This is a genomic window from Sphingopyxis sp. (genome assembly GCF_965227415.1).
Classification (GTDB): domain Bacteria; phylum Pseudomonadota; class Alphaproteobacteria; order Sphingomonadales; family Sphingomonadaceae; genus Sphingopyxis.
The window spans coordinates 1,505,470-1,527,234 of the sequence record NZ_OZ245749.1 but is presented as its reverse complement, the minus strand read 5'-3'; the positions used below and the strand labels follow the sequence as shown (position 1 = coordinate 1,527,234).

21 protein-coding genes are annotated in these 21,765 nt (G+C 58.6%); 17 read left to right on the top strand and 4 right to left on the bottom strand.

Translation table 11 applies throughout. The features are described from left to right. Window positions 1–23 precede the first annotated feature (23 nt). From ACO055_RS07410 to ACO055_RS07340, 15 genes are all read left to right on the top strand, one after another. Window positions 24–2,279 (top strand): GumC family protein, encoded by a 2,256-nt coding sequence (locus tag ACO055_RS07410; protein ID WP_422061949.1) that lies wholly within the window; start codon window positions 24–26, stop codon window positions 2,277–2,279. Further along, window positions 2,276–3,508: a hypothetical protein gene (locus ACO055_RS07405; protein WP_422061948.1), complete on the top strand. Its 1,233-nt coding sequence runs from the start codon at window positions 2,276–2,278 to the stop codon at window positions 3,506–3,508. The genes ACO055_RS07410 and ACO055_RS07405 overlap by 4 nt, the downstream gene beginning before the upstream one ends. Continuing rightward, a complete protein-coding gene (locus ACO055_RS07400) occupies window positions 3,505–4,311 on the top strand; it encodes a carbon-nitrogen hydrolase family protein (RefSeq protein ID WP_422061947.1) in 807 nt (268 codons plus the stop codon). The genes ACO055_RS07405 and ACO055_RS07400 overlap by 4 nt, the downstream gene beginning before the upstream one ends. 196 nt (window positions 4,312–4,507) lie before the next feature. Continuing rightward, on the top strand, window positions 4,508–5,626 hold the full coding sequence (gene gmd / locus ACO055_RS07395) for a GDP-mannose 4,6-dehydratase (RefSeq protein ID WP_422062438.1): 1,119 nt from the start codon (window positions 4,508–4,510) through the stop codon (window positions 5,624–5,626). Further along, window positions 5,626–6,084 carry a dTDP-4-dehydrorhamnose 3,5-epimerase family protein gene (locus ACO055_RS07390; protein ID WP_422061946.1) on the top strand — a complete coding sequence of 153 codons (459 nt, stop codon included), beginning with the start codon at window positions 5,626–5,628 and terminating at the stop codon, window positions 6,082–6,084. Before gmd ends, ACO055_RS07390 begins: the two co-directional genes overlap by 1 nt. Before the next feature lie 8 nt (window positions 6,085–6,092). Further along, window positions 6,093–6,887 (top strand): glycosyltransferase family 2 protein, encoded by a 795-nt coding sequence (locus ACO055_RS07385; protein ID WP_422061945.1) that lies wholly within the window; start codon window positions 6,093–6,095, stop codon window positions 6,885–6,887. Continuing rightward, window positions 6,884–7,648: a cytidylyltransferase domain-containing protein gene (locus ACO055_RS07380; RefSeq protein WP_422061943.1), complete on the top strand. Its 765-nt coding sequence runs from the start codon at window positions 6,884–6,886 to the stop codon at window positions 7,646–7,648. Before ACO055_RS07385 ends, ACO055_RS07380 begins: the two co-directional genes overlap by 4 nt. Next, the gene (locus tag ACO055_RS07375; protein ID WP_422061942.1) at window positions 7,645–8,811 is read left to right on the top strand and encodes an N-acetyl sugar amidotransferase; all 1,167 of its coding nucleotides are present in this window, start codon (window positions 7,645–7,647) and stop codon (window positions 8,809–8,811) included. Before ACO055_RS07380 ends, ACO055_RS07375 begins: the two co-directional genes overlap by 4 nt. 25 nt (window positions 8,812–8,836) lie before the next feature. After that, on the top strand, window positions 8,837–9,457 hold the full coding sequence (gene hisH / locus ACO055_RS07370; protein WP_422061940.1) for an imidazole glycerol phosphate synthase subunit HisH: 621 nt from the start codon (window positions 8,837–8,839) through the stop codon (window positions 9,455–9,457). A 63-nt stretch (window positions 9,458–9,520) separates the two neighbouring features. Further along, window positions 9,521–10,297, top strand: a complete 777-nt coding sequence (gene hisF / locus ACO055_RS07365) for an imidazole glycerol phosphate synthase subunit HisF (protein ID WP_422061939.1) — start codon at window positions 9,521–9,523, stop codon at window positions 10,295–10,297. Further along, entirely contained in the window at window positions 10,294–10,956 is a 663-nt protein-coding gene (locus ACO055_RS07360; RefSeq protein ID WP_422061938.1) for a hypothetical protein, read from the top strand. Before hisF ends, ACO055_RS07360 begins: the two co-directional genes overlap by 4 nt. 14 nt (window positions 10,957–10,970) lie before the next feature. Further along, entirely contained in the window at window positions 10,971–12,362 is a 1,392-nt protein-coding gene (locus ACO055_RS07355; RefSeq protein ID WP_422061937.1) for a glutamate-1-semialdehyde 2,1-aminomutase, read from the top strand. Next, window positions 12,362–13,171 carry an SDR family oxidoreductase gene (locus ACO055_RS07350; protein ID WP_422061936.1) on the top strand — a complete coding sequence of 270 codons (810 nt, stop codon included), beginning with the start codon at window positions 12,362–12,364 and terminating at the stop codon, window positions 13,169–13,171. Before ACO055_RS07355 ends, ACO055_RS07350 begins: the two co-directional genes overlap by 1 nt. A 31-nt stretch (window positions 13,172–13,202) precedes the next feature. Further along, entirely contained in the window at window positions 13,203–14,420 is a 1,218-nt protein-coding gene (locus tag ACO055_RS07345; RefSeq protein ID WP_422061935.1) for a lipopolysaccharide biosynthesis protein, read from the top strand. Further along, window positions 14,417–15,841, top strand: coding sequence for a hypothetical protein (locus ACO055_RS07340; protein ID WP_422061934.1), 1,425 nt, complete (start codon window positions 14,417–14,419; stop codon window positions 15,839–15,841). Before ACO055_RS07345 ends, ACO055_RS07340 begins: the two co-directional genes overlap by 4 nt. On the opposite strand, the gene ACO055_RS07335 is transcribed toward ACO055_RS07340, so the two are convergent. Continuing rightward, window positions 15,842–16,495, bottom strand: coding sequence for an acetyltransferase (locus ACO055_RS07335; RefSeq protein ID WP_422061933.1), 654 nt, complete (start codon window positions 16,493–16,495; stop codon window positions 15,842–15,844). Between the two features lie 112 nt (window positions 16,496–16,607). Between ACO055_RS07335 and neuB the strand changes: the two genes are divergently transcribed. Then, window positions 16,608–17,654 carry an N-acetylneuraminate synthase gene (gene neuB / locus ACO055_RS07330; RefSeq protein WP_422061932.1) on the top strand — a complete coding sequence of 349 codons (1,047 nt, stop codon included), beginning with the start codon at window positions 16,608–16,610 and terminating at the stop codon, window positions 17,652–17,654. Further along, complete coding sequence (neuC, locus tag ACO055_RS07325) at window positions 17,651–18,787, top strand: UDP-N-acetylglucosamine 2-epimerase (protein ID WP_422061931.1); 1,137 nt, start codon at window positions 17,651–17,653, stop codon at window positions 18,785–18,787. The genes neuB and neuC overlap by 4 nt, the downstream gene beginning before the upstream one ends. 3 nt (window positions 18,788–18,790) lie before the next feature. Here neuC and ACO055_RS07320 read toward each other — a convergent pair whose 3' ends face one another. The 3 genes from ACO055_RS07320 to ACO055_RS07310 all read right to left on the bottom strand — a co-directional run bounded on the left by ACO055_RS07320 (window position 18,791) and on the right by ACO055_RS07310 (window position 21,750). Continuing rightward, a complete protein-coding gene (locus tag ACO055_RS07320) occupies window positions 18,791–19,354 on the bottom strand; it encodes a sugar transferase (RefSeq protein WP_422062437.1) in 564 nt (187 codons plus the stop codon). Then, complete coding sequence (locus ACO055_RS07315) at window positions 19,354–20,769, bottom strand: aminotransferase class I/II-fold pyridoxal phosphate-dependent enzyme (RefSeq protein ID WP_422061930.1); 1,416 nt, start codon at window positions 20,767–20,769, stop codon at window positions 19,354–19,356. Before ACO055_RS07315 ends, ACO055_RS07320 begins: the two co-directional genes overlap by 1 nt. Before the next feature lie 90 nt (window positions 20,770–20,859). Next, window positions 20,860–21,750 carry an NAD-dependent epimerase/dehydratase family protein gene (locus tag ACO055_RS07310; RefSeq protein ID WP_422061929.1) on the bottom strand — a complete coding sequence of 297 codons (891 nt, stop codon included), beginning with the start codon at window positions 21,748–21,750 and terminating at the stop codon, window positions 20,860–20,862. Between the last annotated feature and the right edge of the window lie 15 nt (window positions 21,751–21,765).

Genomic DNA, 21,765 nt, shown 5'->3' with positions numbered 1-21,765 from the left:
ACTATTTATCAGGCAAATCAACAATGGCCAACGGCACCTTTTATCCTCCGATCGCTGACGATGCTGTGCCGGCGGCGACAGACCTCTCCGCCTCGCAGCAGATCGACGACGACCAGGCTGTCCCGCTGTTGCGCCGTTATCTTTCGGTATTCTTGCGTCTGAAATGGATCGTGGCGGCCATTCTGCTGGGCAGCCTGGCGCTAGGTTTTGTTTCAACGATCCTTTCGACGCCTATCTATACCGCGACGTCGCGGCTCGAAATCAGCCGTCAGCAAAAGAAAATCACCAACGTCAGCGGGATCGACGCGGACAGCAATGTCTATGACGCGGAATTCTATAATACCCAATATGCTCTATTGAAGACGCAGGCGCTGGCCGAGCGCGTGGCGCGGTCACTGCGGCTGGAACGAGACGCCGCATTCCTGGCCGGACACGGCATCGACGCCGAAGCATCTGGCGGCCAGTTGTCGCCACAAGAGCGCGCGGCGAAGGCCAAGCAGGCCCAGGATCTGCTGTTGAGCAATATCGTTATTGCTCCCGTCCGCGGATCGTCGCTGGTCGACATCCAGTATCGCAGCGCCGATCCGGCTCAGGCGGCCCGAATTTCCAACGCTTGGGCGGCGCAGTTTATCGAAGAGTCTGTTGCGCGGCGTTTCGATTCGACTGCGGACGCGCGTCGCTTCCTAGAGCAGCGGCTGGCGAACCTTCGCGAAAAGCTAGAACAGTCCGAACGAGATTTGGTGAATTATGCCGGCAAGAACCGGATCGTGCTGCTGGCGTCGGAGGAAACGACTGACGGCAAGACCCGCACGGTCAAGACGCTGGCGACGTCGAACCTTGAGTCGATTAACCAGGAATTGGCCCGAGCGACCGCCGACCGCATCGCAGCGGAAGCTCGTGCGCGATCGACGGGCACCTCGCGCCAGTTCGCCCTAGCGAGCTCAAGTGTCTCGTCGCTGCGCGCACGCCGCGCTGAAGTGGCAGCGGAATATCAACGAACGCTCGTCCAGTTCGATGCGGAGTATCCAGGCGCGCGCGAGTTGAAGGCTCAGATTGATCAACTTGATGGCGAAATTCGGCGTGAAGAAGCCCGGGTTGCATCAACCTTTACCGATCAAATCGGAGAGGCGCGGTCCCGCGAGGCAGCGGTTCAGGCAAAGGTCGATTCGATGCAAGGGCAGCTCGACACCGAACGTCGAGCTAGCATCCAGTACAGCATCTATCAGCGCGAGGTAGATACCAACCGCGAACTGTTCGACGCGCTGCTCCAGCGCTATAAGGAAATTGGCGTCGCTGGTGTCGAAGCGACGAATATTGCCGTCGTTGACGCCGCCGAAACGCCGGAATCACCATCGTCGCCCAATCTGCTGCTCAATCTGGCGGTTGCGTTGATCGGTGGTCTGATGATCAGCGGCGTCGTTCTCTTCGTCATGGAACATATCGATGAAGGTGTCCGCGATCCTTCGATTGTGCCAAACGAATTCGGCGTCCCGCTGCTGTGCACAGTGTACAAGATGCGCAAGGACGAGAGCATCATCGACGAGCTTCGCGACGCGAAGTCGAGGGCGGCAGAAGCCTATACCTCGGCTCGGTCGATGCTGGCACTTTCGACCCATCACGGCCTGCCACATTCGCTTATGGTCTGCAGTACCGCACCCGGCGAAGGCAAAAGCTCGAGTGCAATCGGTTTGGCGACTGCAATCGCGCGAAACGGCGCCAAAGTTGTCATCATTGATGCCGACATGCGTGCGCCGACGCTGCACAAACGCTTCGAACTGGGCGAAGGGCCCGGCCTGTCAAACTATCTGACGGGCGAAGGCTTGGCCAAAAGCTTTTGCCACGACTCGGGAATTGACCGTCTGGCCCTGCTCCCAGCCGGACCGCTGCCGCCTAACGCCGCCGATCTGTTGTCGGGTGACGGCCTCTCTCGCCTGATCGCGGAACTCCGTGAAACCTTTGACAATGTGATCGTTGACGCGCCGCCGACGCTTGGTCTCGCAGACTCGCTGTTCATTGGCCGGAGCGTCGAAGGCGTCGTCTACATCATCGAGGCGCAGCGTGAGTCGGTTCGCGCCATCCGCGCGTCAATCAAGCGCATGCGGTCGGTCGGCATCCGCGTGCTCGGCGCAATCGTCACCAAATTCGATCCGCGCGATGCCGGCCTCGCCTATGGCTATGGATACGGGTATGGCTATGGCTATGGCTATGGGGCGCAGGACCAGGACGATGACGACGACGGTGATGATCGGAGCGCGTTCCGCCGCGCCCTCTCCCTATGACGGAGAACGCACCTGTAAAATTGTGGCTGCGCCGAGCGGCGCTCGTCGTCGGCGGTGTGTGTCTGGCGTGGCTGTGCTTCATCGATGCGGTTTCGCAAACCTTCGCCAAAGTGTCGCCCGATACGGTACTGAGGCTGGATGGTGACGCGCCTCTGGCGGTGGTCCAAAAGGTCGGCATACGGATGATCGCCCCCAAGCCGATATCGGCTGAAGCGGCGCGAGCGAAACTCCGCGGCAGCTTGGCTAGGGAGCCTTTGAATGCGAAGGCGCTGAGCTATTACGGCGCAACTTACGACAAGCAGAAAATGACACCGGCATCGCGGAAGTATTTCGTGCTTGCGGAGCGGGTTTCGCGCCGTGACCTCGGTGCACAGATGGTGTTCGTGTTCGAAGCGGCTGAGGAACGAAAAGAAGAGGAAACGCTGGCCCGCATCAGCCGAATGCTGCGGACGAACTATGCCGCACGCGACCGTTTGTTTCCGATCCTTGCCAATGTGATCACGCGTCCCGACGGCCGAAGGGCGATGGTCCGATATGTGCGCAAAGATACGCCGTGGCTCGCCGATTTTGCGACCTTCGCCATCGATCAGGGTACTGACCCATCGGCCGTTACTTCGTGGGTCACTGGAATGGGCGGCTTGCCGAATGGCCGGAAATTTCGTGAGGTCGAGATGCTGCTGTTTCGGGCGCTCGACGCTCGCCGCCAGTATCCGGCGATTGCCGATCTGCTCACCGTAACGAAGGCGGCACCAAAGGGGCTGGCTCAATCGATGACGATTAGCGACGCCGCATTGATACCGGAGTGGCAGCCGCTGAGTTGGGAACTTGCGGAGGGGTCAGGTCTTATCGTGAGCCCTGTGGTAAACGATAAGGGCGATGGCCTCGCTTTCAGCATCTCGCTGAGCGGCGGCATTAGTGGCAATGCCTTGCGCAAGATCGTGCTGTTGCCTGCGGGCAAATATCGACTGAAGATCGACCAGCGCTCGGGAACGACTGTGAATGGCGAACCGGTTCCCATCCGGAGCAATTGGGAATTCAGCTGTCTCGACGGGACCATGGCCAAAAGCCTTTGGGGGTCCGAAGCAGCCATGGCGCGCATCGACGAGAATGTGACCGTGCCCGCAGGGTGCCGCATCCAGCAAATTCAGTTGCACGTGCGCGCGCCCAACGACCATGCGAGCAGCGAAGCGCTGGTCGGGCCCATTTTGCTTCAACGGGTAAGTTCATGAAGATTGCCGTTGCGCAGTTAAACAGCAGCGACAGCATCGACGCCAACCTAGCATTGCTTGCCGAGAACTGCGGGGTAGCGAGCAGGGGCGGGGCCGCCATGCTCTTTGCGCCTGAATATTCGCTGTGCGTCTCGGGCGATCCGCGAACGCTGGTTAAAGCCCGCAATCACGAATTGCTTTCGGCGCTGTCGTCGATGGCTCTTACCAACGGCCTCTGGTTGCATGCGGGATCGGTACAGACTGAGATGCCGGATGGCCGCTGTGCCAATCGCTCGCTCATCTTCGCGCCGGACGGAGAACTCGCAGCGCACTACGATAAAATTCACCTGTTCGAGGCCGCGCTGGATGATGGTGAAAGTTGGCGCGAGGCCGATATCTATTGTGCTGGCGATGTGCTGAAGACGGTGCAGACACCATTGGGTCTGATGGGTCTTTCGATCTGCTACGATCTTCGCTTTCCAGACCTGTACCACGCCTATGGTAGCGTCGCGGTCGACGCGGTCGCCGTCCCCTCGGCTTTTACCGCGACAACCGGCGCAGCGCATTGGCACGTTCTGCTCCGTGCGCGGGCGATCGAAACGCAGTGTTTTGTCGTCGCGGCAGCGCAGACCGGCACGCATAGCGATGGTCGACAGACGTTCGGCCATTCACTCGTCGTGGATCCGTGGGGGGATGTGCTTCTCGACATGGGTGGCGAGGTCGGCGTCGCGTTTTGCGAAATCGACCGTGCCGCGATTGATCGTGCCCGGCGCCAGGTGCCTTCATTGCGGAATCGCAGCGAATTTGGCCTGGCCACTTTTTGACTAGCCGAAACCGACCATCGATGTTGGCCCAACTCACCATCTTGCCCATCGCCAAGCCTAGACGCCTTTCGCCGACTCGGTTAATGCGCCGCGACCGCGGCGGGTGTTTGTCAGCACGCCGCAGCGATAGCCGCCATGCGGGCCGGTCAGCGTCAGGATATTTGCGGGCCAGCCGAGTTTTTCGGAACAGAGGACAATACGCGTGAAAACAGCTCTTATCACGGGCATTACCGGCCAGGATGGATCATATCTTGCTGAATTCCTGCTGGAAAAGGGATATGCCGTTCACGGGATAAAGCGGCGCTCGTCGCTGTTCAATACGCAGCGTGTTGATCATATCTATCAGGATCCGCACGACGATGATGTTCGGTTCGAAATGCATTATGGCGACCTTTCGGACACGAGCAATCTCGTCCGTATCATTCGCGAGACTCAGCCTGACGAAATCTATAATCTCGGTGCACAGAGCCATGTTGCGGTCAGCTTCGAGGCGCCCGAATATACCGCCGACGTTGATGCTCTGGGGACGCTGCGCCTGCTGGAAGCTATCCGATTTCTTGGGATGGAGAAAAAGACGCGCTTCTATCAGGCATCGACATCCGAACTCTATGGGCTGGTGCAGGAGGTGCCGCAACGGGAGACCACGCCGTTCTACCCGCGGAGCCCTTATGCGGTGGCAAAGCTCTATGCCTACTGGACTGTGGTGAATTACCGTGAAGCTTATGGTCTTTATGCCTGTAATGGCATCCTTTTCAACCATGAGTCTCCACGCCGGGGCGAAACTTTTGTAACCCGGAAAATTACACGTGGTTTGGCGGAAATCGCCCAGGGTCTTTCCGACTGTCTTTATCTCGGCAACATGAATGCGCTGCGTGATTGGGGCCATGCCAAGGATTATGTCCGCATGCAGTGGCTGATGCTGCAGCAGGACGAGCCTGATGACTATGTCATCGCATCGGGCGTGCAATATTCGGTTCGCGAATTCGTCGAACGCGCCGCGCAGCGCATTGGCATTGTTCTGCGGTGGCAAGGCGAGGGTGTCGAAGAAGTCGGTATCGTCGATCACATCGAGGGTGAGAACGCCGAAGGTCGCTGCCCGGCGGTCACGGCAGGTCAGACCATAGTCCGCGTCGATCCGCGATACTTCCGTCCGGCCGAGGTCGAAACGTTGCTGGGCGACCCGACGAAGGCGAAGGAAAAATTGGGCTGGGATCTGGAGATCAGTTTTGAAGAGTTGGTCAATGAGATGGTCGAGGCGGATCTGATCGAAGCGCGTCAGCGCAAAATGGTCAGCGGCGTAAACTGGTCGCTTTGATGAGTCACTTTCCGTCATTGCAAGAAGCCGCGCCCAAACGCGCCGACGATCGTGGTTGGCTGCAGGTTCTTTACGAAAGTGACCGGGTGGTTCTGAAACGCTCTTTTTCGAAAGCTGGAGTGTTCCGTGGCCTGCATGTGCAGTTGGAACCCAGCCCTCAGGTCAAGCTGATCCGCGTGGTGGAAGGACGCATCGTTGATTTTCTCGTCGAAGTCGGCGACGCGAACAAGGTGATTCATCGTAAGGAACTAGAGCCGAAAGACGACTGGATTCGTATCGACGCGCATTATGCACACGGCTTCTACGCGCTTGAAGACACTCTGTTCGAATATGTCTGCGACGGCGGCTATAACGAAGAGAATGAAAAAGCTTTTTCGATAGAGGCATTCCTGAAGGGGGAGCTTGGCCTTGAAAAACTGATCCTGTCGGACAAAGATCGCGCTGCCCCCTTACTCTGAGAATATTCATGCAAAAGATGACTCTTCTGACCGCAAGCTGGAACAGCGCTGCCACGATTGGCGATACGCTCCGATCGGTTGCCAAACAGACCTACCCAGAAATTGAACACATCGTCATCGACGGCGCATCGAAAGATGACACGCTCGCGGTAATCGAACGCGAGGGGGGGCATGTTGCAAAGGTCGTGTCCGAAAAGGACAAAGGGATTTACGATGCCTACAACAAAGGTATCGGTTATGCCTCGCACGACATCATTGGCTTTATCAATTCGGACGATTTCTACGCCCATGACGCCGTGATCGCCGATGTTATGGCCGCATTCGACGCCGATCCCGAGCTCGAGGCGGTGCATGCCGACCTCGTCTATGTACGCCAAGAGGACACCGGCAAGATCGTGCGTCATTGGAAGAGCCGAGAATGCAAAGAAAAGTCGCTGTCTCGCGGCTTCATCCCAGCGCATCCCACTGTGTTCCTGCGCCGTTCGGTTTATGACAAGGTCGGATTGTTCAACCTCGATTACCGTTTGGCGGCGGACTATGAGTTTCTGCTGCGTGTCTTCCATGTTTACAAGATCAAGGCGCGTTATCTGCCCAGCATATGGGTGCGGATGCGTGTCGGCGGAGCTACGGGCGGGAGTTTGTCCTCGATCAAGCTGCAGAATGACGAAATTCGCCGCGCGCAGCTTTTGCACGGCGTGCATTACCCCGTGAGCAAATTTTATATCTGGAAGGTCATCGACCGTACCTTGCAGCGGTTGCGGAGCCGTTTTGTAGATTTGCCGTCGGCGGACTGGTTTCGATGATCGGGGAGCAGCGTATCCTGTGCATCGTGCCAGCGCGGGCAGGCTCCAAAGGGCTTCCCGACAAGAATATCCGACCCCTTGCCGGCAAACCGCTGCTCGGCTGGCCGATCACTGCTGCACGCGGTTCGTCCTATGTCGACCGCATTCTCATTTCGACCGACAGCCAGCTTTATGCGGATATCGCGGTTGAACATGGCGCCGATTGCCCGTTTCTTCGGCCCGCGGACCTTGCGAGCGACACGTCACCCAGCATCGATTTCATCTTGCACGCGATCGACACGCTGGAAGCACGGGGCGAGCGGTACGACTGGCTGTTGTTGTTAGAGCCGACCTCGCCGCTGACCGAAAGCCGGGATATCGACGCTGCCTTGGAAATGCTCGCCGCCGACGTATCGGGAGCAGAGGCGGTTGTAGGTATCACTGCGATGGAAACGCAGCATCCGGCCTATTCGGTGATCCGTTCGGTCGATGGCGTGATCCAGCCGTGGGCGGGGCAAAGCTTTGCCGATATGCCACGGCGTCAGGACCTCGACCCGGTCTTCAACCTCGACGGTAGCCTCTATTGCTCGACGATCGATGCCTTGCGACGCGAGCGCGGCTTTTGCCACGACCATACGCTAGGCTATGTTACCGAACGGTACAAAGCGTTCGAGGTCGATGATCTGGTCGATTTTCTATGTATCGAAGCGGTGCTAACGCATGCTGAAGCCTTGCGCGCCGAAACGCTTCGCCTCTCTCCCCCCGAAAGGAACAAGCCATGAAAAAGTGCACGCGGTGCCTGACCCCTGAAACGGTCGATACCATCACTTTCGATGCCGAGGGCGTATGCTCGGTCTGCCGTCAGATCGAGGTCAAAAAGGACGCGATCGATTGGCCCGCACGCTGGGAACAGCTTCAGGAAATCGTCGCGGAATATAAGGACAAGGGCACGTATGACTGCATTGTTCCTTATTCGGGCGGCAAGGACAGCGTCTTCCAGCTCTATTACATTGTTCGCGTCCTCAAGCTGAAGCCGCTCGTCGTGCGCTATAACCATTGGGGTTATCGCCCGCTGGTCGAAGAGAATAATACCTCCGTGTTCAAACAGCTCGGTGTCGACGTTGTCGAGTTCACGACCAGTTTCCACACCGTTCGCGAAACCATGCTCGAAGCATTGAAGCGGCGTGGCGATTTTTGCTGGCATTGCCATACCGGTATTTATGCAGGCGTGATGCACATGGCCGTCCGTTTCGAGGTGCCGCTGATTTTCTGGGGCGAAACTTCGGCTGAGTATCACAGCTGGTACACCTTCGAAGAAATGGAAGAAGTCGACGAAAAGCGGTTCAACCGCTTGATGAACCAGGGCATCACCGCCGACGACATGTATGAATTTCTGGAAGGCCGCGTCCAGCGCCGCGACCTGTGGATGTTCGACTATCCGAAGCGCAAAGACCTTTTGCGCCTAAAGGTCCGCTCGATCTGCCTAGGCAATTACATCGAATGGGACACTCAGGCGAACGTCGCGTTGATCAAGCGCGAGCTTGGCTGGAAAGGCCAGCAGGTCGAAGGCGTGCCCCCCGAGTTCGATTATGAAAAGATCGAATGCACGTTCCAAGGCATGCGCGATTTTTCAAAGTTCGTGAAGCGCGGTTATGGACGCGCAAACCATCTGCTTTCTATCGACATCCGTAATGGCCGGAAAACTCGCGAGGAAGCCGAAGAACTTGAATATCAGTATGATGGCAAGCGGCCGGTTTCGATGGACTGGTTCCTCGACATCATCAAAGTATCGGAGGAGGAATATTACGATATTCTGGAACCGTTGCAGGTGCATCCATGGAAATTCGACGCTTCGCAGGTCGAACCCGGCCCCGTCATGCCCGATTTCGACGAATGGGATCGCACCAATCTGGATGACGTGAAGCTTGGACCCGATCAGCGCTGAGGGGGCGAGGCAGGAGGGCCAGATCATGAGCGTTGCCATTGTCGACTATGGAATGGGCAATGTCCGTTCGCTAACCAATGCGTTGGCTTATGTTGGAGAGGACGTGATCGTCACGGCCGATCCCGCCGAGTTGGCGGCCGCCGATCGTTTGCTCCTGCCTGGGGTTGGCGCGTTCGGCGACGCGATGGTGGCGATGCATGAGCGCGGTTTAGTCGATCCGCTGACCCATCTTGCGATGGTCGTACGCAAGCCTGTCCTAGGCGTATGCTTGGGCATGCAATTGTTTGCTGAAACAAGTGTGGAACATGGAGAGCATCGAGGATTGGGCTGGTTAGCAGCGGATATCGCGCCGCTGGAGCCCGAGACTCCCGCCAAGGTGCCCCATGTCGGGTGGAATTCCATTCGCTTCGCGACCGACGACTGGTTGTTTCGTGGTGTGCCCGTCGCGCAGGCCGACTTCTATTTTGTGCATTCGCTGCACATGCTGTGCCGTGACGCGAGCGATTGTATCGCGACAACCGACCACGGAGGCCCGATCACCGCCGTTGTCCGGCGCGACAATCTGGTGGCAACACAGTTTCATCCGGAAAAGAGCCAAGACAACGGCATTCAGTTACTCCAAAATTGGCTGGACCATGAGTTCTGAGGAGCGAGCTATTGTCATCGTCCAAGTTCGCTCGATCGCCACGTAGAGGAAGTCCGGATTTTCATGCTCAAGAAGCGCATCATTCCCAAATTTCTGATCCGAGGTGGCCGGCTGGTCAAATGCGTTCGCTTCTTCGAAAACCAGCGAGAGGCGGGTAATCCCGTTTCGACCGCAAAGGTCTATGACAGCTATGGCGTGGACGAGATGATTTTCGTCGACATCGACGCGACCCCCGAGAACCGCGTCGTCTCGGGATCAATCATCGAACGCGTGTCCGAAGAAATTTTCATGCCGTTCACGGTCGGCGGCGGCATTCGCTCGCTGGCACAGATCGAGGCATTGCTCAAATCTGGCGCTGACAAGGTCAGCATCAACAATGAAGCGCTGCACAACCCAGCATTCGTCAAGGAAGCGGCGTCACGTTTCGGCGATCAGTGCATCGTCGTGTCGATCGACTATCGCGAAATGCCCGACGGCAGCCGGCGCGTGGTCGGACAATGCGGACGCAAATTGACAGCGGAAGATCCCGTTACCGTGGCGCAGCGGATGCAAGACGCGCATGCGGGCGAGATATTGCTGACCTCGGTCGATCGCGACGGAACGATGTCGGGCTACGACCTCGACTTGGTGGGCCGCATTTCGGATCGACTGCACATCCCGCTGATTGCATCAAGCGGGGCAGGGAGCCTCGATCATTGCCACAAGGCGCTGGACGCCGGAGCGTCGGCAATCACCATATCGTCGATGTTCATTTTTACCGATCACAGCCCGATCAAGGTCCGTACCTATCTGGCGACGAACGGCGTTCATGTGCGTAGCCAATCGGGTATACGGTCATGATCGTGCGCCAGACACTCGATCGCGATCAACTCGCCGGCCTCGCGGCGCGCCAATGCAACAATTTTTTCCCCGACGGTCGTGAGGTCGATATCGCGACGTTGACGGACGCGGCAAAGGGCGCGCTGAAGCGGCTCGAGCATTGCTTCTCAGAAGTGAACAACCGTTATTTTTTCGACGGCGATCGTCCGGTCTTTGACCATCTGCACGGCGATCAATATGCAATGTGGTTATACCTGCTAGCCAACCAGTTGTTTCGCAACGGCGGGGACCCTGCGATTTGTTCAAAATTGTTCCTGCTTAACAAGGCGCTGCACGCTTGTGACATCTACTATGAAGTCGCCTTGCCCGACATATTCCTGTTGGTCCACCCGCTCGGCACCGTGCTCGGCCGCGGGAGCTATGGTGACTATTTCGCGGTCTATCAGCGCTGCGGAATTGGCAGCAATCACGACATATACCCGCGACTTGGCGCGCATGTGACGATGCGACCCGGCAGCGCGATCCTGGGTGATTGCGACATTGGCGACTATGTCCAGATCGCAACGGAGTCGCTCGTTCTCGACAGGGCTATTCCCGATCGGTCGGTCTATATCGGCAATCCGAAGGCTGCCGTTGTAAGGCCGATGACGGATGATTATCCGCTCTGGCGAAATTACTGACAAGAAGGATGGGTATGCGTGACGATCTGAGCAACGCTGATCGCGATTTCGAAGGATTGCGTAAGCGCCTGCACGAACGCATTCCGGGCGGTGCGCACACCTATTCGCGCGGCGACGACCAGTTTCCGCTTATTGCACCTCCGCTGCTGAGCCATGGCAAGGACGCCTATGTCTGGGACACACAGGGCAATAGATATCTCGATTACGGGATGGCGTTGCGGTCGGTGACGATCGGTTTCGCTGACGAGCGCGTCAACGCTGCGGCGATCCGCGAGATCGAACGCGGCGTCAACATGACTCGCGCCAGCCTGACAGAACTGCGCGCCGCCGAAATGTTGTGCGATATCGTCGACGGTGCCGACATGGTGAAGTTTGGAAAAAATGGTTCCAACGTCACGACCGCGGCGGTCAAGGTTGCGCGATCCTACACGGGGCGTCGCTATGTTTGTATTCCGCGCCAGCATCCCTTCTTTTCTTATGACGACTGGTTCATCGGGACGACTGCGATCAAAAAGGGCGTGCTGATGCAGGCCACGGCCTCAACGCTGGTTTTCGAATATGGCGACATGGCTTCGCTTGAATCGCTTTTTGCGCAATATCCGGGAGAGATCGCTGCGGTAATGCTGGAGCCCGCGACGCAACTCACCCCGTGCGGCCATCCCGCCTGCATGGCACAATGGCCGGAAAAACCGTGTAGCGACAACCGCGAACATGGCGCGAATTTCCTGCAAAAGATTCGTGACCTGACGAAGCGCGAGGGCGCGCTGATGATTCTCGACGAAATGATCACCGGTTTTCGCTGGGATCTGAAAGGCGCGCAGCATTTCTTCGGCGTGACGCCCGACATGACGACGTTCGGCAAAGCGATGGCCAATGGCTTTTCGCTCGCCGCTCTGGTCGGGAAGAGCGAATATATGGAAGTCGGCGCGATCAACCGTCCTGGCATGGAGCGCACCTTCCTTCTTTCGTCTACTCATGGTGCGGAAATGCCTGCGTTGGGCGCCTTCATGGAGGCGACGCGGATCAACCGCGACGAGAATGTCACCGGCCATTTGTGGGCCTTTGGCAAGAAATTTGTCGCGATGTGGAATGAGGTTACCCAGCGCCACGACATGTCCGATTATGTCCAGCTGGATGGCCCGCCTATCGCGCTTAATTATCTCATCCGCGGCGTCGATGGCGAATTGTCGCTGCCGATGCGAACGCTCTTTGGCCAGGAAATGTTGAAAGGCGGGGTGCTGTTGGCAGGCCTGTCCTTTGCCCAGGCGCATGGCGATGCCGAACTTGAACTGACCGCACGGGCGCTCGACAAGACGCTTCCCGTTTGCAAGGCGGCACTTGATCGGGGCGTCGAGGCGTTTCTTGTCGGCCCCGCGGTGAAACCCGTGTTCCGGCAGCATAACTGATGACACAGCCTGTCTTCACATCGGACCTGACTGGAAAAGTTGCCCTTGTAACAGGCGGCGCAGGCATTTTGGGCCGTCGCTTCTGCAAAGGGTTGGCGGCGGCGGGTGCGACGGTCGCGGTTGTTGACCTTTATGCCGATGCAGCGGATGCGGCGGCGCGAGACATAGGCGACGGCGCGAAGGGCTTTGTTTGCGACGTGGCGGAGCCGGACTCTGTGACATCCTGTGTTGCTGCCGTCGAAGATCATTTTGGCCGGATCGATATCCTGCTCAACAATGCGGCGACGAAGACAGGCGACCTGGAGGCGCTGTTCAAGCCCTTCGAGGAATATAGCCTTTCAACATGGCGCGAAGTGATGTCGGTGAACATCGACGGAATGTTCCTGATGGCGCAGGCAGTAGGTCGGGTCATGCTGAAGCAGGGGACGGGTGGCTCTATTGTCCAGACCTCGTCGATCTATGGCTTGGTCGGCCCTGACAATCGCATCTATGAAGGCTCGCATTATCTGGGCGGCCCGATCAATACACCGGCGGTTTATTCTGCATCGAAGTCGGCGGTGATCGGCCTGACAAGATGGCTAGCCACTTATTGGGGCGAACAGAATATCCGCGTGAATGCGCTGGTCCCCGGGGGCGTCGCAAGCGGCCAGAACGAAATTTTCGCCAGCAAATATTCGTCACGCGTCCCGTTAGGCCGGATGGCCGAGGCGGATGAAATGGTTGGGCCGATGCTGTTTCTGGCCAGCGCCGCGTCGAGCTATGTTACCGGCCATGTACTGTCGGCCGACGGCGGCTGGACCGCCTGGTAACGGTCCATCCATGCTGCTTGTAGCTACCAAAATGATCGAACTGCTGGCGCGTGCAGCGTTTACCGTGGGCATGATCTTCATGCTGCCGATCGCGGCGGCTGGCCAGTTCGGGTTGTTGGTCACGCTTATCGGCCTGTTCGCCTTCGCCTTTGGTTGGGAACGCCACATCGATGTGCAGCGTCGCTTGGTCGGTGCCGACAGCAGCGTTTTCGACCAAGCCGTTTCGGATATGACGCGTCTCTGGTTGATCAACTACCTTTGGATGCTTCCGCTTTTTGCGCTGATATTGCTCAATTATGCGGGCATCTCGCCGTACCTGGCCGTGCTTGTTCTGATTGTGGCAATTAGCGAGCAAGTCGGCAATGTTGCCTATAACGTTAGCGTCGTTGAACGGCGATACCATCTTCTGGTCGTCTGTGTTGCGGCAAAAAATCTGCTTTTGTTTGTGCTTTCGGTGGCGTTGATCTTCTTATTTCCCTGCCAACTTTCGCTGCGGCTCATACTGGAATGTTGGGCCGGCATATCATTGGTCGCTACGCTAGGGATCGCGACAATCTGGTGGGCTCGTCACAAACGCCCCCAGGATTTGGTGCCTGACGTCGCATTGAAGGGTGTCTGGACGCAGCATCGGGCTTCGCTGACGCACTTCTTTACGGGCTTGCTGGCCGTGCTGGTTTTGCAGATTGATCGGTTGACGGTCGGCGCGCTCGTCCCCCTCGATCAAGCGGGGATTTATTTCCGACATGTCACCTTGATTGCGTTTGCCTATCAGTTTTTCAGCGTCGCTTCATATAATCGCTGCATGCCCGAAATACTGATGCTCGCGCGGGACGAAAGTGTGAGTGCCGCGCAACGGCGTATCCGTCGCGAACTTATGCTTGTTGCTGCGCTGATGGTAGCCGGTTTCGCGGGCGCAGTAGGCCTCGATTTCCTTACGGCGCATCGTTTTACGATGAAGTGGCACATCGCCATTTCGTTGCTCGCAATCATGCTCGTCGTGGCGCAGATCCGTATCGTTGCCGATTTTCAGACGTTGATTCTCAATGCGCGGATGCAGGAAAAGCGCGTCCTGCTCAATCAGGCGTTGTCGTTCGGCGTGGGTCTTGTGTTGTTGACGACGTTCACGCTGAATTTCGGCATTTATGGGACGGCAACGGCGACCTTAGTCGGCGCCATTTTATATCTCACGCTCAATCTCGCCGCTGTCCGAATGCTTCACCGGCAGCCTATCGGAGTAGCTTCTCAATGACTCTTGTTGCCCGCCGCCCGGGCACCGTCCTGATTTTCACGATTCACCGCACGGACGCGTGGTGGCGGGTTGTTGGCGACCATCTTGGATTTGAGCGTGCGGTGACCATTACCGATCACCGCGGTCACGGTGACTATAATACGATCGATGCGTTTTATCCGGCATACAGACGCTTCTATCGAGACGCGACTGGCGCCTCGCTTGAGTTGACCGCCGACGAAGTCTCTGACGTTATCGCCCGTTGCCGCGTGCTGCGGTGGCTTCCGGCGCGCAAGGCCCGCGCGATGGTACTTGCCATGGCCGAAGCCGAAGCGGCCGTTTTGGACGCCGTGCGGCCTCGCGTTGTCGTAGCCTTTCCCATTGATCGCTATACCAGCGACGTGCTGGCTCGGTTGTCACGTAAGCGTGGCATTCCCTTTTACGAACTAACCGCCAGCGCGTTGCCGAAGATGGCCATGCTCATGTTTCGCGGGCGGCTCGTCGCGCGGGAGGAAAAGGCACCTGCTGCGCTGGTCGAAGAAAAGCGCGCCGAAATTGCGGACCCGCTCTTCACGCCGAGCTACGTCAACAACCAAACCGCTTATTCGCTCAAGAGGTGGTTTAAAGTCTTCGGTCGATTTCGACTGCGCGGTTGGGTGTTTAGAGCGTTGTCGCTGTGGCACCGCGATCCGCTCAACCTTCACTACACCGACGCCCAGTCTTTTTTGGGCCATAAGCCGTCGCTGGGAGACCGCGATATCCTGACGCTGGTTGACGAAGATTGGCAAGAGAGGGTTGCGGCTTTTGCGCCAGACCGGCGCGTTTTTGTTCCGCTCCAGCTCTTTCCGGAAGCCTCGATTGACTATTGGGTCGAGGATCTCGGGCTCGTCGACTATGAAGCGATGCTGATCGAAGCGACGCAGGCGCTGTCGGCGGCGGGCTATCAGGTCATCGTCAAGGATCACCCGTTGCAGTTCGGCTTTCGCCAGAGGGGGTTGATCCGTGCGCTGAAGGCGATCCCCAACGTCGTAATGGTTCCCTACGACGTTAGCGGAAACCGCCTGACCGACGTCGTCGATACAACTTTCAACCTGACGGGCACACTGGGGTTGCAGTCTGCGATGCTGGGCCGCAAGTCGATCGTTGCGGAAAACTATTACACCGTTCCTGGCGACTTTATCGAAATCGGCGGACGGTCCGAGGTCGGTAAGTTGGCCGAAAAGATCGCGGCGACGCCGCTGCCTGCCGACCTCAAGTCCAGGCAGACTCGTATCGTGGCGAACCTGATGCGCGGCAGCTTTGCAGCCGACTTCTTCTCGTTTCAGGGCTTCGGCCCCGAATCTCCGATCGCACCGGCCGCGGAATTGGGTCAGCGACTTGGCGAACAGATCGCACTATTGGGCCCCGACGGAGAGGATTGGCATCGCAAAAGCGGCCTTTAGCTAGCTTACCGGTGGGAAAGGCTTGGCCGGGTTGCCAACGACCGTCATGCCGGCAGGAACGTCGCGCGTCACAACGGCGCCCATGCCGACGATCGCTCCTGCGCCGATTGTCAGCGGCTTGCCCGGCTGTCCCTGCTTCAGCACTGCCCCGGTGCCGATATAGGCGTAATCCTCGATTACGATATTGCCGTTGCACTTCACGCCTGGGGCGAAGGTGACATAGTCGCCGATGATACAGTCGTGTGCGACATAGCTGTAGAGATTGGCGTGAAAGCCACGCCCGATGACGGTGTTGCTCGTCACCAGCGAAAAGCTGCAGAAGATCGCGCCAGGCGCCATTTCCACGCCATGCCCGATCGTTGATTGGGGACCAATGATTGTGGCGAGCGCGAAGCCTCTCCCGAGGCATTTCTGTTCGAGATTTTCGCGAACCTTGCCGTCGGCGATCGCCACCGCGACGCTCTTGTCGCCGTCGAGCGCGGCGAAGCTGTCGAACGAAAGACAATCGAAGCCGTTCACCGGCTCTCCCGCCGCTCCATCGTCGATAAATACCAATCTGATGCCGTCCTCGCCGCGCGCAGCGAGCATCGCCTCCGCAACAGGCATAACCTCCCGGCCAAAGCCGCTGGCACCATAGACTCCCAGAATTGTCATGCCAAATCCTCAACTTCGCTGAAGGTCCCGGCGCGGGCATATTGCGTTGCGCCGAATGTGTCTATGTCATAACCAGCCAGCCGTCCCGAGGGGCAATTTGTGGAGACTGTCCGTGCCCGTATTCATCATCGCCGAAGCCGGCGTGAACCATAATGGCGATCTTGGCCGCGCGCTCGCGATGGTCGACGCGGCGCAAGCGATGGGAGCCGACGCGGTCAAATTTCAGACCTTTTCTACTGAGAAGGTAATGACCCGCACCGCCGAAAAAGCCGAGTATCAAAAGCGCCAGACAGGCGAGGGCAGCCAGTTCGACATGGTCAAGAAACTCGAACTGTCCGAGGCCGACCATCGCGCTATTGTGGAGCGATGCGGCGCGCTGGGCATCGAGTTCATGTCCACCGCGTTCGATGCGGCATCGCATGAACTGCTGTTGGACCTCGGTATTCGCCGGGTGAAAATCCCGTCAGGTGAAATCACCAACTGGCCCTTCATCCGCCAGCTTGTGGGCGCTGGCCTGCCGGTTATCCTTTCGACTGGCATGGCCGACATGAAAGAAATCCACGAAGCGATCAATGTCATCGAGAAGGAACGTCTCGCGCGGGGCCATATGCAAGCTCTGGCTGAGGTGCTGACTGTGCTGCATTGTACCTCCAACTATCCCGCGGATTTCGGCGATGTGAACCTCCGCGCGATGAACAGCATTGCCGCTGAGACTGGTTTTCCGGTCGGATACTCCGACCACACGCTGGGCATCAGCGTGGCGACAGCTGCGGTGGCGCTGGGCGCAATGGTAATCGAAAAGCATTTCACGCTTGATCGAGACCTGCCTGGTCCCGATCACGCCGCGTCGATCGAACCTGATGAATTTGCCGCCATGGTGCTTCAAATCCGCTCGGTCGAGCGCGCTCTGGGTTCGACGGTGAAGGCGCCGGCGCCAGCCGAGCTCGGCGTGCGCGCGGTTGCGCGCCGATCCGTCATGTCGGGTCGTGTCTTGCCTGCGGGGACTGAGCTAACCGAAGCGGACGTGATCATGATGCGCCCCGGCACCGGCATTTCGCCAACCGAGCTAGATCGGCTGATCGGACGCCGCCTGCGCGTTGATGTCGATGAAGGAGAGCAAATTACCTGGGAGATGTTCTCCGACCCCGCCGGCGCATGACCCGCCGCATCTGTTATATAAGCGGGACGCGCGCTGATTTTGGCCTGATGCGCTCGACGCTGGTGGCTATTGCAAGCGACCCCGGGATGGAATTGAAGGTGCTGGCAACCGGCATGCACCTCGACCGGGCTTATGGCCACACCGTGGACGAAGTCGAGGCCGCCGGGCTGCAGCTGTTGGCCAGTGTTCCTGTCAGCGGTGGCGAGCCGTCGGGGGCGACGATGGCCCGCGACATCGGCTTGATGATCGGCGGGTTTGTCGAGGCGCTGGAGCATGAACGCCCTGATCTGGTGCTGCTACTCGGCGATCGCGGTGAGATGCTCGCTGGCGCGATTGCCGCATCGCACCTCAACATCCCCGTTGCGCATATCGCTGGCGGCGATCGATCCGGCACGATCGACGAGCCCGTCCGCCATGCGGTGTCCAAGCTGTCGCACATTCACCTCGTCTCCACCAAGGAATCGCGCGAGCGTCTCATCCGGATGGGTGAGCGGGACGATCACGTCCATGCGCTCGGCACGCCTAGCCTGGACGACCTTCTCGCCATGCCCGTACCCGATGCCGCAGGCACCCGCGCGAAACTTGGCCTCGCCGCCGATAAGCCCTATCTGCTGCTGATTTTTCATCCCGTTCTGCAAGATGCCGAAAGGGCCGGGGCCGATTGCGCCACCATCCTCAAGGGGCTGCGCAGTTACCCGCACCATATTGTCGCGCTGGCACCCAACTCGGACGCGGGAAGCAGGGCGGTGCTGGCGACGCTTCAAGCGGCGACAATCGCCGATCAGCGTTGCGTTCTGAAGACGCACCTTCCGCGCGAATTGTACATTGCGGCGCTGGCGCATTGCGATGCGCTGGTCGGAAACAGCAGTTCGGGTATTGTGGAAGCGGCAAGTTTTGGCGTCCCAGTCCTGAACATCGGCCCCCGTCAAATGTTCCGCGAGCGAAACGCAAATGTGATCGACGTCGAATTCAACGCCGATCACATCGCTTCTGCCGTCGAGCGAAGCGTGTCGATCGGTCGCTATCCGATCGCCAATGTCTATGGCGACGGCCAATCAGGTGCGCGGATCGTCGAACTGCTGCGAACTGTTGAACTGACGCCCGAGTTGCTCCGGAAGATCAACAGCTATTGACGATCAGTGGCTGACGCCGCTCCCTACAATTACTCGACGCACGGTCATCAGGATGATGCGCAGATCGAACGCGAAGCTCATGCGATCGAGATATTCGCGGTCCAGAACGACCTTGTCCGGAATACTGAGGTCGTCGCGGCCGTTGACCTGCGCCCATCCGGTCAACCCAGGGCGCAATCGGTGCACGCCATTTTCAGTGCGAAGCGCGACGAGATCGTCTTGATTGAACAAGGCCGGGCGCGGGCCAACGATTGTCATCTCGCCCGTCAATATGCACCAAAGCTGCGGGAGTTCGTCGGTACTGGATGCGCGGAGGAAGCCGCCAATCGGCGTCAGATAGCTTTCGCCGTCGGTCAGGAGATGCGTCGGCAGCGCCGGCGTATCGATCCGCATTGAGCGGAATTTGGGCATCATGAAAGAGCGGTTGTTTCTGCCGATCCTTTCGGACCAATACAACGCGGGGCCACGCGACGTCAGCCGAACGACCGCCGCTACCAGCAGCAGGGGCACAGCAAGCAGAACCAGCGTCACCGCCGCGGCAACCAGATCGAATGCACGCTTCAGCATCAACGTTTGCCGAGAAGCCCACGTATCGTGGCGATGATCCGGTCCACCTGTGCGGTGCTCATATTGGATCCCGATGGCAGGCAGATGCCATTGGCGAACAGAGCGTCGGACACGGACGAATTTCCATGTTCGAAATAACGTGTCCCGGCAAAGACCGGCTGGCGGTGCATTGGCTTCCACACGGGTCGGGCTTCGATCAATTCGCTTGCCAGGCTTTGAATGATTTCGTTCGCGCTGATACCCGCCTCGGTGCCGTCGATGGTCAAGGTGCTCAGCCAGCGCGTGGAATAGCTCCACTCGGGCTCAGGCATCCAATGGACGCCGTCGAGACCGGCCAGTCCTTCCGTATAAGCGGCGAACACCGCTCGGCGCTGCTCTACACGCTCGCCCAGCACCATCATCTGGCCCAGTCCGACGCCGGCCAGAATATTGCTCATTCGATAGTTGTAGCCGATCTCGGTGTGTTCGTAATGCGCGGCAGGCTGGCGCGCCTGGGTCGAAAGATAGCGAGCACGTGCTATCAATCGCTCATCGTTGGAAACCAGCATGCCGCCGCCCGATGTCGTGATGATCTTATTTCCGTTGAACGAAAAGGCCGACAACAAACCAAAGCGGCCGCTCGCCTGGCCCTTGTAGGTCGCCCCCAGAGATTCCGCCGCATCCTCGATCACCGGTACGCCGTGCGCGTTACAAATGGCGAGGATCGGATCATAGTCCGCACTCTGGCCATATAGGTTCACGACGATCACCGCCTTCGGCAACCAGCCTTCAGCTTTTGCCGTCTCGAATGCTCGTTCGAGCGCTTGCGGTGACATGTTCCAGCTCTGCGGCTCTGCATCTATGAAAACTGGTTCTGCGTACTGATAGACGATCGGATTCGCGCTTGCGGCAAAGGTGAACGATGAACAGAAGACGCGATCGCCCGGCCCAACGTCGAGGAGGCGCAGTGCAAGGTGCAACGCCGCGGTGCCCGAACTGACGGCGGCGGCATGAGCGACTCCGGCGACATCGGCTACCGCTTGTTCGAAGGCGTCGACGTTCGGACCAAGCGGCGCGATCCAGTTGGTCCGGAATGCCTCTTCGACATAGTCCATCTCGGCCCCTTCCATGTGAGGGGTAGACAGAGCGATAGGCTTGCTAATCTCGCGACGTCGCAAAAGGCCAGCGACCCGACGATCGGAATCCAGCAATGGAATATCGTCGATGTCATGTTTGTCCATGGCGTCGATGGCGTCGCGGGGGGTGCTGCCCGATGGCAGGGTGATCGAATCGATGTGCGGCAGGCTCCCAATGGAATCGCCCATTTCCGCGCCGTCAAGCAGCAAGCGGCGTATGTCGCCATCGGTGACAGTGCGCTCGAATCGTTGATCGCAATCAACCAACAGGATCATGCCGAGCCCCGAATCGTTGATCATCGCTAGCGCAAGGCGGAGCGAGATTGATCGGTCGGTGATAATATTGTCGAGATTTCGGTCCCATCCGGACATTGGCAAATTGTATTCCAATCAAAGCAAGGACGGCGGCGTCCAGTTCAGCGCACCGCGCGTATGCGCCATATCGATCTCCAAATCCCCACATAATTGCGACGCCAAGGACGCCTTCCCTATAAGTCGCAGAAAGGCACCAAGCAATGAGGGCGGGACGGGCAGGAAGCGTGCAGAAAGGCCATGCAGGCGCGCCAACTCCTCGGCGATCTGCCGCGTCGAGACGGCGCTTCCGTCGCTGACAAGAAAGGTCTGGTTCGATGCGCCAGGGTTGTCAACAACGGTCGCGATCAGGTCGTTCAGGGTATCGAGCGATACCAGATCACGCCGGTTGCGCGTGACCGCACCAAATGGGAGTGGTACGCCCTTGCGGATTGCTCCAAGCAATGTGCCGAGATTGCCCTTTGGGTCGCGACCGATGATCAGCGGCGGCCGAATGACGACATGTTCCATTTCGCTGCCGGCCGTGATTTCGCGCAAGCCTATCTCCGCTTCCCATTTCGATTGCGCGTAGGGCGAGTGGGGTTGGGGTGTGCCGCCGATCGTCAGCGGGTGCCCCGCGGTCTCGCTACCGTTCACGCCGATTGTCGAGATGAAGATGAACCGCCTGACACCTGCATCGCTAGCCTGTCGTGCGAGGCGTAGCGTGGCATCGCGATTGCTCGTCCGGAAAGCCTTCAGCGGATTCGAAGCCTTATCGTCCAAAATGTGTGCGCGGCCAGCAGCATGGACCACGAAGTCGACCTGTTGAACTGTTTCGCGCCAGTCTGTCTGTCCATCAATCTCGCCGACAACGGCCTGTTCGGATGCTCCCGTCGTCGTCTTTGCACGCGTTGCGGCGCGAACGATGCAGCCCTCGCCGATCAATCGTGCAACGAGTGCGCGGCCGACGAAGCCAGTCGCGCCCGTCACCAATATTCGCGGGGG

Coding starts and splice junctions, on each gene's coding strand:
- ACO055_RS07315 (WP_422061930.1), bottom strand. CDS start 20,769: ATGATCAACGATTCGGGGCTCGGCATGATCCTGTTGGTTGATTGCGAT.
- ACO055_RS07320 (WP_422062437.1), bottom strand. CDS start 19,354: ATGCTGAAGCGTGCATTCGATCTGGTTGCCGCGGCGGTGACGCTGGTT.
- ACO055_RS07360 (WP_422061938.1), top strand. CDS start 10,294: ATGATCGTGCGCCAGACACTCGATCGCGATCAACTCGCCGGCCTCGCG.
- ACO055_RS07350 (WP_422061936.1), top strand. CDS start 12,362: ATGACACAGCCTGTCTTCACATCGGACCTGACTGGAAAAGTTGCCCTT.
- ACO055_RS07375 (WP_422061942.1), top strand. CDS start 7,645: ATGAAAAAGTGCACGCGGTGCCTGACCCCTGAAACGGTCGATACCATC.
- ACO055_RS07385 (WP_422061945.1), top strand. CDS start 6,093: ATGCAAAAGATGACTCTTCTGACCGCAAGCTGGAACAGCGCTGCCACG.
- ACO055_RS07390 (WP_422061946.1), top strand. CDS start 5,626: ATGAGTCACTTTCCGTCATTGCAAGAAGCCGCGCCCAAACGCGCCGAC.
- ACO055_RS07355 (WP_422061937.1), top strand. CDS start 10,971: ATGCGTGACGATCTGAGCAACGCTGATCGCGATTTCGAAGGATTGCGT.
- ACO055_RS07380 (WP_422061943.1), top strand. CDS start 6,884: ATGATCGGGGAGCAGCGTATCCTGTGCATCGTGCCAGCGCGGGCAGGC.
- hisF (WP_422061939.1), top strand. CDS start 9,521: ATGCTCAAGAAGCGCATCATTCCCAAATTTCTGATCCGAGGTGGCCGG.
- ACO055_RS07340 (WP_422061934.1), top strand. CDS start 14,417: ATGACTCTTGTTGCCCGCCGCCCGGGCACCGTCCTGATTTTCACGATT.
- hisH (WP_422061940.1), top strand. CDS start 8,837: ATGAGCGTTGCCATTGTCGACTATGGAATGGGCAATGTCCGTTCGCTA.
- ACO055_RS07400 (WP_422061947.1), top strand. CDS start 3,505: ATGAAGATTGCCGTTGCGCAGTTAAACAGCAGCGACAGCATCGACGCC.
- ACO055_RS07345 (WP_422061935.1), top strand. CDS start 13,203: ATGATCGAACTGCTGGCGCGTGCAGCGTTTACCGTGGGCATGATCTTC.
- ACO055_RS07335 (WP_422061933.1), bottom strand. CDS start 16,495: ATGACAATTCTGGGAGTCTATGGTGCCAGCGGCTTTGGCCGGGAGGTT.
- neuC (WP_422061931.1), top strand. CDS start 17,651: ATGACCCGCCGCATCTGTTATATAAGCGGGACGCGCGCTGATTTTGGC.
- ACO055_RS07405 (WP_422061948.1), top strand. CDS start 2,276: ATGACGGAGAACGCACCTGTAAAATTGTGGCTGCGCCGAGCGGCGCTC.
- ACO055_RS07410 (WP_422061949.1), top strand. CDS start 24: ATGGCCAACGGCACCTTTTATCCTCCGATCGCTGACGATGCTGTGCCG.